General features: G+C 41.9%; 11 protein-coding genes. 8 read left to right on the top strand and 3 right to left on the bottom strand.

Annotated features, from left to right (window positions below; all coding sequences use genetic code 11):
• The first annotated feature begins 134 nt into the window (after positions 1 to 134).
• From AC19MV_RS17520 to AC19MV_RS17530, 3 genes are all read left to right on the top strand, one after another.
• On the top strand, positions 135 to 905 hold the full coding sequence (locus tag AC19MV_RS17520; protein WP_498299279.1) for a DeoR/GlpR family DNA-binding transcription regulator: 771 nt from the start codon (positions 135 to 137) through the stop codon (positions 903 to 905).
• Between the two features lie 37 nt (positions 906 to 942).
• A complete protein-coding gene (gene glmS / locus AC19MV_RS17525) occupies positions 943 to 2,772 on the top strand; it encodes a glutamine--fructose-6-phosphate transaminase (isomerizing) (protein ID WP_498309166.1) in 1,830 nt (609 codons plus the stop codon).
• Between the two features lie 143 nt (positions 2,773 to 2,915).
• Positions 2,916 to 3,977, top strand: a complete 1,062-nt coding sequence (locus AC19MV_RS17530) for a type I restriction endonuclease (protein ID WP_188958529.1) — start codon at positions 2,916 to 2,918, stop codon at positions 3,975 to 3,977.
• 312 nt (positions 3,978 to 4,289) lie between these two features.
• Here the strand turns inward: AC19MV_RS17530 and AC19MV_RS17535 are convergent, their stop codons facing one another.
• Positions 4,290 to 5,483 (bottom strand): class I SAM-dependent rRNA methyltransferase, encoded by a 1,194-nt coding sequence (locus AC19MV_RS17535; protein WP_498309168.1) that lies wholly within the window; start codon positions 5,481 to 5,483, stop codon positions 4,290 to 4,292.
• A gap of 318 nt (positions 5,484 to 5,801) precedes the next feature.
• Between AC19MV_RS17535 and AC19MV_RS17540 the strand changes: the two genes are divergently transcribed.
• The 5 genes from AC19MV_RS17540 (at position 5,802) to AC19MV_RS17560 (ending at position 10,273) form a co-directional block, all read left to right on the top strand.
• Positions 5,802 to 6,320 (top strand): TetR/AcrR family transcriptional regulator, encoded by a 519-nt coding sequence (locus AC19MV_RS17540; RefSeq protein ID WP_432403397.1) that lies wholly within the window; start codon positions 5,802 to 5,804, stop codon positions 6,318 to 6,320.
• Positions 6,320 to 7,366 (top strand): alcohol dehydrogenase family protein, encoded by a 1,047-nt coding sequence (locus tag AC19MV_RS17545; protein ID WP_498309170.1) that lies wholly within the window; start codon positions 6,320 to 6,322, stop codon positions 7,364 to 7,366. Before AC19MV_RS17540 ends, AC19MV_RS17545 begins: the two co-directional genes overlap by 1 nt.
• A 308-nt stretch (positions 7,367 to 7,674) precedes the next feature.
• Positions 7,675 to 8,850 (top strand): porin, encoded by a 1,176-nt coding sequence (locus AC19MV_RS17550; protein ID WP_498299274.1) that lies wholly within the window; start codon positions 7,675 to 7,677, stop codon positions 8,848 to 8,850.
• Positions 8,851 to 8,968: 118 nt separating this feature from the next.
• Positions 8,969 to 9,493 carry an FMN-binding protein gene (locus tag AC19MV_RS17555; RefSeq protein ID WP_498309195.1) on the top strand — a complete coding sequence of 175 codons (525 nt, stop codon included), beginning with the start codon at positions 8,969 to 8,971 and terminating at the stop codon, positions 9,491 to 9,493.
• 21 nt (positions 9,494 to 9,514) lie between these two features.
• The gene (locus AC19MV_RS17560) at positions 9,515 to 10,273 is read left to right on the top strand and encodes a PepSY-associated TM helix domain-containing protein (protein WP_498309172.1); all 759 of its coding nucleotides are present in this window, start codon (positions 9,515 to 9,517) and stop codon (positions 10,271 to 10,273) included.
• Between the two features lie 18 nt (positions 10,274 to 10,291).
• On the opposite strand, the gene AC19MV_RS17565 is transcribed toward AC19MV_RS17560, so the two are convergent.
• Together AC19MV_RS17565 and AC19MV_RS17570 are read right to left on the bottom strand one after the other, a co-directional pair.
• Complete coding sequence (locus tag AC19MV_RS17565; RefSeq protein WP_498309173.1) at positions 10,292 to 11,893, bottom strand: methyl-accepting chemotaxis protein; 1,602 nt, start codon at positions 11,891 to 11,893, stop codon at positions 10,292 to 10,294.
• 182 nt (positions 11,894 to 12,075) lie between these two features.
• Positions 12,076 to 13,527 carry an SLC5 family protein gene (locus tag AC19MV_RS17570; RefSeq protein WP_432403407.1) on the bottom strand — a complete coding sequence of 484 codons (1,452 nt, stop codon included), beginning with the start codon at positions 13,525 to 13,527 and terminating at the stop codon, positions 12,076 to 12,078.
• Positions 13,528 to 13,558 lie beyond the last annotated feature (31 nt).

Raw genomic sequence — 13,558 nt, forward strand, 5'->3', positions numbered from 1 at the left:
CCCTAAAACCTCTGCTTACCACAGAGGTTTTTTTGTACTTTTATTTCAATTTTAACGATTCAGATCTAGATAAAGTTTCATTTACTGCTAAAATATCTTTCGATTCGAAACTTATGTGAAAGATTTTTAATCAAATGACCAAACGTAATACTCAACAACGTCGCCATTCGATCATTAAATTGGTCAACGACCAAGGTGAAGTCAGTGTCGATGAGCTGGCCAGTTTGTTCGCTACCTCAGAAGTCACGATCCGCAAAGATTTGGCCATGCTAGAAACGCACGGATTATTGTTACGTCGCTATGGCGGTGCGGTATCTGTACCTCAGGAAATGACGCAATTAGCCAATGAAACGTTATCGTTAAATAAGCAAGCTATTGCCGCCAAAGCGGCTGAGCTTATTCGCGATCATAACCGAATCATTATTGACAGTGGCAGCACCACGTCAGGGATTGTGCAGCAACTTAATGATAAGCGTGGCCTCGTGGTGATGACGAATTCATTGCAACTGGCAAACGCAATTCATGAACTTGAAAATGAGCCGACATTATTGATGACCGGTGGCACCTGGGACCCACATTCAGAGTCTTTTCAGGGCCAAGTGGCAGAGCAAGTATTACGTTCATATAATTTCGATCAACTATTTATCGGTGCCGATGGTATCGACCTGGATCGTGGCACGACTACATTTAACGAACTCACCGGCTTAAGCAAAGTGATGGCCGAAATGTCACGTGAAGTAGTGGTGTTATTAGAGTCGACCAAAATTGGTCGACGGATCCCTAACCTAGAACTGCCGTGGGATGTGGTCAATGTATTAGTCACCGACGACAACATTAGCCCACAAGCAGTAGACATTATTTCAGCACATGGCGTTAGAGTCTTACTCGCGCCATATGCTCAGTAAACAAAATTAAATTTAAACAGTAAAGGAAACAACTAACATGTGTGGAATCGTAGGCGCTGTTGCGCAAAGGGATGTTGCAGAAATTTTAGTAGAAGGCCTTCGTCGCCTTGAATACCGCGGTTATGACTCAGCAGGTGTTGCTGTTATTCATCAAGGTGAATTAAGCCGTACCCGTCGTTTAGGCAAAGTACAAGAGTTGTCATCAGCGTTAGACGCCGCGCCACTGGCTGGCGGAACCGGTATTGCTCACACTCGCTGGGCAACACATGGCGAACCAAGTGAACGTAATGCACACCCACATTTATCTGAGGGCGATATTGCAGTTGTTCACAACGGTATTATTGAAAACCACAACAAACTACGCGAGATGCTTAAAGGCTTAGGTTATGTGTTTTCATCAGACACCGACACTGAAGTTATTTGCCACCTTGTGCACCACGAACTTAAAACCGCTGGTACGTTATTAGCTGCAGTTCAAGCCACAGTTAAACAACTTGAAGGCGCTTACGGTACCGTGGTTATCGACCGTCGTGATAGCGAACGTATGGTTGTTGCTCGTAGTGGTAGCCCGTTAGTGATTGGTTATGGTTTAGGCGAAAACTTTGTTGCTTCTGACCAACTCGCTTTACTACCTGTTACCCGTTCATTTGCCTTTTTAGAAGAAGGTGACGTAGCGGAAATTACCCGTCGTGACGTTAACATTTTTGATCTTGACGGCAACGCAGTTCAGCGTGAAATGAAAGAGTCAGAAGTAACCCATGATGCCGGTGATAAAGGCGAATATCGTCACTATATGCTCAAAGAGATTTATGAGCAGCCAACGGCTATTGCCCATACATTAGAAGGTCGTATTGCTGGTGGTAAAGTATTAGATTCTGCTTTTGGTGAAAATGCCGCAGAGTTATTAAAAGACATTAAACACGTGCAAATTATTGCCTGTGGTACCAGTTATCATGCGGGTATGGCTGCGCGTTACTGGTTAGAAGACTGGGCTGGCGTATCGTGTAACGTTGAAATTGCATCAGAGTTCCGTTATCGCAAGTCGCACTTATTCCCAAATAGCTTATTAGTGACTATCTCGCAGTCTGGTGAAACTGCCGACACATTAGCGGCAATGCGTCTTGCTAAAGAAATGGGCTACAAAGCCACTTTAACCATTTGTAATTCAGCCGGTTCATCATTAGTGCGTGAATCTGACATGGCTTACATGATGAAAGCCGGTGTAGAAATTGGTGTCGCATCAACTAAAGCTTTTACCGTACAACTTGCTGGCTTATTAATGTTAACTACGGCTATCGGTCGTCATAATGGCATGTCTAGCGACATGGAAGCCGCTATTACTCAAAGCTTGTTATCAATGCCAGCTAAAGTGGAACAAGCGCTTGGCTTAAATGATGCCATTGCAGAATTAGCAGAAGACTTTGCCGACAAACAACATGCACTATTCTTAGGCCGTGGTGATCAATATCCAATCGCAATGGAAGGCGCACTAAAGCTTAAAGAAATTTCATACATTCACGCAGAAGCTTATGCATCAGGTGAGTTAAAGCACGGCCCATTAGCGCTTATTGATGCCGATATGCCAGTGATCGTTGTCGCACCCAACAATGAGTTACTCGAGAAGCTTAAATCTAACGTTGAAGAAGTACGTGCTCGTGGCGGGTTAATGTATGTATTTGCCGATGTCGATGCTGAGTTTGAATCAGACGACACCATGAAAGTCATCCAGGTACCACATTGTGATGAGTTTATGGCACCACTGATTTACACCATTCCACTGCAATTATTGTCATACCATGTGGCCTTGATTAAAGGTACCGATGTAGACCAACCTCGCAACCTCGCAAAAAGCGTAACGGTTGAATAAGGTTATGATTTAATTAAAAAAAGGCTTCTTGTGGAAGCCTTTTTTATTGTCTGAAAAATGCTCAAAAAATTATTATGGTATTTGGTTTTTATCTGCTAACTTGAAATTGGAGTGACATTAATCATTAACACGAGGTCGATGAGATGGATTTTATTGAACGAATAGATGTTTTATCAAAAAGGATTCCTCAAATAGCAGCCAGTTTGCAAACTGAAGAAGCCACTAAAAATGCGTTGATCATGCCATTTTTACATACAGTATTAGGTTATGATGTTTTTAATCCCAACGAGGTAATCCCTGAGTTTACTGCCGATATAGCCACGAAAAAAGGTGAGAAAGTAGACTACGCATTAGTTAAGGATGGCGAGGTACAAATTCTTATCGAATGCAAAAAATATGGTGAAAAGCTATCCATTAAACATGCAGGACAACTTTTTAGGTATTTTTCGGTTACAAACTCTCGTTTGGCCATTTTAACAAACGGCACAGAATACCAATTTTTTACCGATCTTGATGCCCCTAATAAGATGGATGAAAAACCATTTTTAACCTTAGATTTATTAAATATTGATGAGCATTTGGTTCCAGAGCTTAAGAAACTCACTAAATCTTCATTTGATGTTGAGTCTATCGTGAGTGCGGCTGGTGAACTTAAATATTTAAATCAAATAAAAAAATTGTTAAATGAGCAATTTAAAGAACCAGAAGAAGAGTTTATTAAATTTTTCGCTGCAAGAGCATATGACGGCGTACTTACACCTAAAGTTAAACAGCAATTTACTGAAATTACTAAAAAAGCCTTAAGACAATTTTTAAGTGATAGTATTAATGACAGGTTGAAATCAGCAATAGGTGGTGAACAAACGTCTAAAGTTGATGAAGACGTTCAACATGCACAAGATGATGATAAGCCTAAAATTATTACTACCAATGATGAAGTTGAAGGTTTTAATATTGTTAAAGCTATTTTAAGGCAAAAGGTTGATGCTACTAGGATTATTGCAAGAGATACCCAAAGTTATTTTGGTGTGTTATTAGATGACAATAATCGCAAACCTTTATGCCGTTTGCACTTTAATGCCAAACAAAAATATCTTGGGTTGTTCGATGTCGATAAAAATGAAACTCGGCATCCGATAGAGACTATAGATCAAATCTTTGATTTTAGTGAGATATTATTACAAACAACAACATACTATGAATAATTTACTCTTTTAGTTTAGCACCACAAAATGGTGAGTATTTAACTGCTAAAGCTTGATAACAAGCGACTGACTCATTGAGTAGTCGCTTTTTTGCATCAATGTTGGCGGTTATTGTTGTTGGGGTTTATATCAATATTGTGTCTGGTAAATGGTTATTTATTGATTAGTGTTGATAGGTATTAGTGAGCTTTTATCGAAAATTATTCGTTCTGTGTTATGCCTCATTAAAAGTCAGTCGTTAAGTATCTTGAGTTACATTAAACAAAAAAGGGAACAGATACTGTTCCCTTTTTGATTAGCTCTATTTAACGATTACCAAACACGAGCGACAAGCCCTTTGAGGTAATAACCTTCTGGAAATGCGCTGCTAATTGGGTGGTCGCTTGCTTGGTGCATGCGTTCAATGAACTGCACTTCACGCTTGGCATCTAATGCCGCATCGGCCACTACTTTTTGGAATAAGTCTGACTGCATTAAGCCTGAACAAGAGAAGGTGAGCAAGATGCCACCAGGGTTCATTAACTGCATGGCAATCATATTGATGTCTTTATAACCACGACATGCGCCATCTAACTGTGATTTATTATCAGCAAACTTAGGCGGGTCAAGTACGATGACATCAAAGGTTTTTCCTTCATCGCGATATTGGCGCAATAGCTTGAATACATCAGCTTCGTTGTAGTTAACGTGGTCATCATTTAGGTTATTAATTGCCATGTTGTCGCGCGCAGTTTGCAGTGCTAAACCCGATACATCGACGTTTTCAATACTGGCCGCGCCCGCTTTAGCTGCGTACAAACCAAAAGTGCCTGTGTAGCAAAAACAGTTGAGTACAGATTTACCTTTAACGAAACGAGCCGCCATAGCGCGGTTGTCACGTTGGTCTAAGTAAAAACCGGTCTTATGGCCTTTAACCACATCGACTGCGATTTTAATACCGTTTTCTTCAATGATGACTGGCATTGGTGGCAATTCACCGTGCAGTAACCCCATTACAGGCGCTAAGCCTTCTTTTTTACGTGAATCAACATCAGAACGTTCATACACTGCGCAATCTGGATATTGCAGCACTAGTTGCTCAACAATGGTGTCGCGCCATTTTTCAGCGCCGGTACTTAATAACTGACATACAAGTACATTGGCGTAGCGGTCAATGGTGATACCGGGTAACCCGTCTGACTCGGCTGCAATTAAACGGTATCCCGTAAGCCCTTGCTCAATAATCAGATCATCACGTCCCTCTTGAGCGCGTTTAATGCGTCTTGCAAAAAAGTCGCTATCAATTTCTTCTTGTTTATCGAAAGTCCATACCCTGACTTGAATCTGCGACTCGGGTGACCAGGCGCCACGACCTAACCAACGTCCGTCGTGTGCGACTACGTCAACCGTGTCTCCGGCTTGAGGTTTGCCGCCATTGACGTTGTGAATGCCGTTGGAAAATACCCAAGGGTGGCGACGGTCTAGTGAACGTTCGCGGCCAGGTTTAAGTTTGATTCTAATAGCCATGGTATTGCCCAATATCGATAAAAAGTGAATAAAAATTTCGCGATGCGACTCATCTTAGCCATTGTGATTAGGCAATTCATATTGATGAGGTCAGCCAATTGCGACGAGTGCAGATCATAGCGTGTTTTGGGTTTAAAAACCTGACAAATAAGCTCCCCACGAAGGGAATTGTTTGCTGTTGCGGCAATTATAAATCGTGGTGTGGTTATTAAGCATACAAAGGGCTGCACTAAATGAGTGTTTAAGCATCGACACTTGACAGGGTAGAGTGAGTATTCTACTCTGCATGTAGAATAAACGCTCTACCAAGTGGGTAAGATGTTAAAGCAACAAATTGCAGCGCGATTGGAACAAGCATTTAGCCTATATGGCTTTGCTGAACCCAGTGTGGCGCAATTAAAAACAGCCAGTGAGGTGAGTTTACGTACCTTATATAAACATTATCCGTCGAAAGAGGCGATGATCATTGGTGCGCTTGCTTACCGTCATCAACGTTATTTGGATTTTTTACAACAAGACTCACCGGCTGCTGGAATTGATGCTATTAATCATATTTTTGCCCAACTCAAACAGTGGATGCAGCAATATGCGCCACATGGGTGTATGTCGATGAACGCCATTGCGGCTTTTCCTGATAATGCTGAAATAACCCTAGCCGTTAAACAACATAAACAAGATGTTCGCCAGTTTTTAGCTCAACAAAGCCTGCGAGCCGACTTAGCCACGCAGTTATTTTTACTCCATGAAGGCATTTCTAGTGCATGGCCTTTATTGGGGGAGGAGGCAATTGTGTCGGCTCACCAAACTGTTAAACAACTTATGGAGATAAACTCATAATGAATACTATTCCAAGTGTTATGAAGGGCGTGCAATTACTCGGGCATGGTGGTCCTGAAATGCTGCAATACCGTGATGATATTGCGGTTCCGACTCCACATGCTGATGAAGTGTTAATCCAAGTGTTAGCCGCAGGGATGAATAATACTGACATTAATACGCGTATCGCGTGGTATTCCAAAGCCGAAGGTGATAGCGCTGATGCGAGTTGGTCTGGTAATCCGTTAACCTTTCCACGTATTCAAGGGGCGGATGTCTGCGGTGTGATTGTTGCAGTCGGCAAGAATGTTAATCAACAACGCATTGGTGAGCGTGTGTTAATTGAACCTTGCATAAGGCAGGTAAAAGGGGTGTCACTGGATCTGCCTTGGTATTTTGGTTCTGAATGTGACGGAGGGTTTGCTGAATATACTGTTGTTGATGCCAAGCATGCTTATGCTATTAACAGCAAGTTGACCGACGCAGAACTCGCTTCATTTCCTTGTTCTTATTCAACTGCAGAAAACATGTTAACCCGAGCAAATGTAACCGCTAACGATCGTGTGCTTATTTCAGGTGCCTCTGGCGGTGTGGGCTCTGCAGCGGTGCAGTTAGCTAAGGCTCGCGGCGCTTATGTTATTGCGATAACGAGCCCAAGTAAAAACCAACAATTGCTCGATTTAGGTGTCGATAAGATTATTGCCAGAGATGCAGATTTGGTTGATGTTTTAGGTGATAACAGCGTTAGTGTGGTGATTGATCTTGTGGCGGGAAAACAATGGTCGCAGTTTTTGTCGGTGTTAAAACCAGGTGGCCGTTATGCTGTATCTGGCGCAATTGGTGGTGCATTAGTTGAGCTGGATATCAGAACATTATACTTAAAAGATTTAAGCTTTTTTGGTTGTACTGTACTTGAGCCACAAGTCTTTCAAAATCTGGTTAATTGTATAGAGCAAGGCAAAGTGAACCCTATTATTGCGAAGACTTTTCCCTTACAAGACATTAATGCTGCGCAAGAAGTCTTTTTACAAAAACAGTATGTGGGCAAGTTAGTGTTAACAATCTGAACGGCAAAAATAAATACTCATCATAAAACGCATATTGGTAAATAACAGGTGAGGGCGTTCGATTTACTACACTGATAAAATAGATATAAAATGGCTTACCTTCAACGGGTAAGCCGTTTTTTTTGCAACTAATTCGTCTATTCCGGTTTGTTGCAATTGTCTGGTAAGTGTTGTGACATAGTGCTTAGTTGGTTAATAACCTTAATGATAATGGTTTGCATTAGTGTGTGTGTTATGTATAATCCGCGTAAATTTACATAGCTTTACACAAGCTTATAGTGTTCACTTTGACCCATCAGGATAACCAAATGAAAAAAACGTTAATCGCGGCTACTTTATTAAGCCTGTTTGCTAGCCACTATGCTACTGCGTCTGACGAAACAACTGAATTACGCCAAATCATTGAACAGCAACAAAAAGTGTTAAAAGATCTTGAGAAGCGTCTAGAACAAACTGAACAGCGTGTAGAAACCACTGCCGATGTTGTTGAAGCAACAGCGTCTAGCAAGTCAGCAACCACCATTGGTGGTTATGGCGAATTGCATTACAACAACATTACTGACAACAAAACGGGTAACGATAAAAAAGAATTCGATTTCCACCGTTTTGTGTTATTTGTTGGCCATGAATTTAACAGCTCAACTCGTTTTTTCTCTGAACTAGAAGTTGAGCACTCCATCGCTGGTGAAGGTAAAAAAGGCGAAGTGGAGTTAGAGCAAGCTTATATCGAGCATGACTTCAATGAAATGCTTACGGGTAAAGCGGGTCTATTTTTAATGCCAGTGGGTATTATTAACGAAACTCATGAACCGAACACGTTTTACGGTGTTGAGCGTAACCCGGTAGAAAAAGACATTATCCCAGCGACGTGGTGGGAAGGTGGTTTAACGCTTAACGTTAAAGCAGCTCCTGGTTTAGCATTTGATACAGCAGTGACTTCTGGTTTGTATTTAGACCAAAGCTCGGGTTACAAGATCCGTAATGGTCGTCAAAAAGTATCTGAAGCCAAAGGTGAAGATTTAGCCTATACCGGCCGTGTTAAGTACACTGCTGTACCAGGTTTAGAGCTTGCTGCCACAGTACAATATCAATCAGATTTAACGCAAGGTGAAGCGGGTGTTGATACTGCCTCTGCAACCTTGGTAACTGCACATGCTATTTACAGCATCGAAAACTTTACCGTTAAAGCATTATTTGCTCAGTGGGACATCGACGGTCAAGAAGCTGAAGCGTTAGGTCGTGATAAGCAAAATGGTTTCTATATTGAGCCTGCTTACCGTATTAATGACCAGTTTGGTGTGTTTGCTCGTTACAACGAGTGGGACAACAATGCCGGTGACAGCGCGGACACCAAGAAAAAGCAAACTAACGTGGGTGTGAACTACTGGTTACACGAAAATGTAGTGTTTAAAGCTGACTTTGAAAAAATCAGCGGTGCAGCTGATTCAGACGGCTTTAACCTAGGCGTTGGTTATCAGTTCTAAGTACTGACAAGTCTTAACGTTATTTTCGGTAAAACCGATTATCGATAAAAATGGGTGCCAACAGTGTATATTGTCGGCACCCGTATTTTTTATGATTGCTTATGGATGGTATGTGCCAATGTTTCGTTCGGTGTTAGTGTTTTTTATACTGTTGTTTGTAGGGTATGTGCCAACGCATAGCGCGCAGGCTGCCACCCAATACCAGTCAAATGATGCATTTATAAGCCAGGCATTTAACGGCAATAGCGGTGATGCCAAAGTGTTATGGCTCGATGATGATTTAAAACAAGCGATAGAGGCAATTTTAGCCCATCGATTTACTAAAATGCGCGTGCGTTATTGGTTACATAATAATGAAACCGTGTGGATTATGGATGAGATTGGTAAAGAGTCGCCGATTACGGTGGGTATTCACGTAAAAAATCAGCAAATTGCTCAAACTAAAGTATTAGTATACCGAGAAAGCCGTGGTGATGAAGTACGCCATGATTTTTTTACCGACCAATTTAAAGCGGCAAAATTAACTGAGCAACATCAGCTCGACAAACACATTGACGGCATTACCGGGGCTACCTTGTCGGTGAGAGCATTGACAAAACTCTCGCGCATCGCATTGTTGCTTGATGCCCATATCAATAAATAAGCCATTTTTAAGCAGGTTAGCGTGACAAAACCCTCAAGAAACAGTCTACGAATTCAATTTTTACGTGTACTTCGCCCTTGGCATCGTCGCTTAGGCTTGGCGAGCGCGTTGTTTATTCTACTGTTAACCTTAACGGGTGTGGCCATTAACCACAGTGACGACTTAGGTTTAGATAAAACCGGTGTGACTCAAGCATGGTTATTAGATTATTACGGCATTGCTGCGCCTAAGCATGTTGCTCAATTTGGCCAGACTTCTTCTGCTTTATACATTACCGACAACTTGCTGTGGCAAAATCAACAGATGATTTTAGAGGCGGCTGACACCCTAATAAGTGCCACGTATGCCAGTAATATGATCGTAGCGATAGATGCGCAGCAGTTATATTTATTTGATAAACAAGGCCAGTTACAAGAAACCCAAAGTAACAGCACGGGGCTGCCTGCGGATTTGCTTGGGCTAGCGTTTGTTGATAATCGAGTATGGCTTAATACGGCTAATGGTATTTACCAGGCCGATGAGCAACTTATTGACTGGAAATTGGCGTCGTTACCGAATGGGTTTAATGCCTGGGTAAGCGCCAATGATGAGATAGACAAGACCATTATTAATCGAGCCCGCAGCGCCAACTTAAGCTGGCAACGAGTCATGCTTGATTTACACAGTGGGCGCTTGTTTGGTCATTTAACGATATGGCTATGGGACTTGTTTGCCCTCGCATTATTGATGGTGTCGTTGAGCGGTTTTTGGATTTGGTTAAAACAAAAACCGCCAAGATAAACGATTTTATTCTACGATTTAACGTTCAAACTGATCGACAGTGTTGGTTAGCTTATCGGCTAAATTACTCAACTTATTACCCGCTTCACTAATTTGCTGATTTCCAGTCGATACCGACTCCCCTAACAGTGTGAAGTCCTGCACCTTAAGCTTAACTGTGTGTGCTTGTTGTTGGGATGCTTGCGCTAGCATGGCTGATTCTTGGCTAACAGTAGCTAGAGAGAGAATGAGCTGGCGGCTTTGTTCAAGTGTTAACACTAATTGGTTTGCTAATGATACAGACTGCTGTGCTTTTTGTTGATTTGACGCCATGTTGTCAACCGCAGATTGAATCGATTCGACGATATTAGCCAACATTGAATTGATTTCCACCGTTGAGTTATGTGTGCGCAACGCTAAGGTGCGCACTTCATCTGCCACTACTGCAAATCCTCTGCCTGTTTCGCCCGCTCTCGCGGCTTCAATGGCAGCATTCAATGATAATAAATTTGTTTGTGAGGCAATATCGGCAATGGTTTTAACCACAGTTGCTACTTGTTTACCTGAATTTTGCAGTGTTAGTAACATACTGGCAGTTGTTTCTATGTCTTGAGCAAGTACGCTAATGCTGTCTGCCGTTTGCTTCACTTCTTTTTGCCCTTCAACCATGCTTTGTGCACCTTGTTGAGCTGAGTCTGCAGCACTTTGTGAATGCTCAACACTCTGTTCCATTTGTTGTTCAAGCTGCGACATCACATCCACTAAACTGACAATAGTGTATTGCAGCTCATCAACTGAAGCGGATGACTTTCCGGTAGTGTTACTCAGCTGTGCCACTGTTTGGCTGATACTGGCGATAGCATCATGTACATCATTCATGCCTAAGCGGAATACCTTGATTAATCCATTGACGCTGGTGGCCACATTACTGATTTCAACAATGCATTCATCAGAGAGCTGAGCTTTTAGATTACGGTTTTGAGCAATACGAGTCAGGTCGTTTGACAGCTGTTGGATTGGACTGGCAATTTGTTTTTGCGCCGCTAAATATGCACCTACAGCCACCAATACCATAAGGCCCACCAGCACATATATCAGCAATGTATTGTTACCCAATTCTTTTTGGATGTTCATCGCATTTTGATTGGCTTGGCCAGAGATATCTTGTGCAAGTGTATCAAGGCGGTCTTTTAAGTCGTTGGCACTATTATTGAGCTTACTCAGTTGTTCGCGCGCAGTGTCCCAATCAACAGATTGCTTGCTCATGATGTTTTCTAATGATGATAACGCTGCATAGAGGGCGTCAATTTGCGGCATGAGTTGTGCTGATGTTACGGAATTGAGCAGCTGATATTGTTGATTTAGGTTTTGTGACAGTAAGTTTTTTTGTTCACTAAACTCACTGACACTTATTGTGGTTCCGTAAAGCGAATAGCCGATTAATACTAACTCTTTAGCATGGCTTTGAACTTTCGTAATGCTTTTTAATGCGGGTAAAGTACCATCTACAAACCCAGCAACCTCTTGTTTAACCGTTTGGTTACTGCTACTGAGTAATCCCGCGGCGACTAAGGTCATAAGCACCGTCGCAGCGTAACCTAATAAAATACGCGCTTTGATAGTGTTAAAAGCATTAAGCATAGTAAGTACCTTAGTATTATTGTCTAAAAATTAAGACCGGATAAACGTCACTTTTTGTTCAGTTTTATTATATTAGCTCATTAAGGCTTAATATTATTTATCGGCATGATTGATGACTTCTTTAAGCTAAAAAAATGAGCACCACAATGGGTGCTCATTTTTATTGATGACATCTGCGAGGTTTAAGCCACTTCGATATCATCACGTGAGGCAAATTGGATTTTTTTACCAAACACGAATCGGTTAGCGAGTAATGCGAAAGATACGCAAGCTGCTAACGTTACTGGCATTAAATGAATGTAGTGCCAGCTTGAATAGAATGGTGAAAACTCAAACGTTAATGAGGCATACAGCAACACGCCAAAGATAACTGCGCCAATACCTGCACGAGCATCAATATTTTTGAATACCAAGCCGACAATGAATATCGATAAAATAGGCATGCTGAGTAAACCGTTTAGCTGTTGTAGTAAGTTAATAATACTTTCAGCTTGTTGATAAATTGGTACCAGCGTTAATGTCAGGATACTCAGTAACAAAGTTACCCAACCACTCAAGCGCACAACGTTAGGGTCTTTCTTAATATAGGCTTCATGAATATCACATACATACAGCGCAGTTGCTGAGTTTAGCAAGCTGTTGTAGGTCGACAAAACCGCAGCTGCCATAGCGGCAGCAAATACACCAGTTAACCATGTCGGCATTAAGTCGCCAACAATGCGCCCGTAGGCTGCATCGCCGATATCGCCATACAATTTGTACGACACAATACCTGGGATAACCACAATCGCAGGGACAATTAAAATACGAATACCGGCAGCGGCAAAGACCCCTTTTTGTGCCTCTTTAAGGGTGGGAGCCGCCATTGCTCGTTGGGTGATCGTTTGGTTGGTGCCCCAGTAAAACATTTGAATAAAGATCATACCGGTAAGCAGAGTATGCCAAGGCAAAGGTGAATCATTGTCACCAATAAAGGTTAACCGTTCAGCTGGAATGTCAGAGAAATCATAGTTAATGGCATTTAAGGCTAAAAACACCACAAAAATGGCCATACCTAAAAGCAATACGCCTGAATAAGTGTCTGATACTGCAACTGCACGTAAGCCCCCAAAGAAGGCATAAACCGCACCTAATGTGGCAAAAGCAACTGCAATATACATTAACGGAATGTCGACGTTAAACATGGTTTGCATAAACAGCGCCCCAGAATAAATCACCGCAGGCATGTAGATAAATGCATTACCTAAAAAGAAAATAGCGCCGATAACGGCACGTATATGTTTGTTGTTATATCGTTTTTCTAGCAGTTCGGTTGTCGTTGTACAGTTGTATTTGTAATAAACAGGCAAAAACAATTTAGCTAAAATGATTAACCCGATAACCGCAGAAAACTCCCACCAAGCCAGTAATGCCATTTGGTTACCGTTCATCCCCACCAGCTGATCGGTACTCAAATTGGTTAACGTAATTGAGCCCGCAACAAATACCCAACTTAGGCCTCCCCCTGCTAAGAAGTATTCTTTGTTTTGTGTGCTCTGTTGGCGGTTGGCGCCGCGACATTTCATGTAAGTTAATAAACCAATAATTGCCGTGACAAAGGCAAATACCGATAATTGGATCATGTTTTCAGACATTGTTTTTCCTTTCCCAATCGTGTGTTGGGTA

Source organism: Shewanella sp. MF05913 (genome assembly GCF_059758095.1).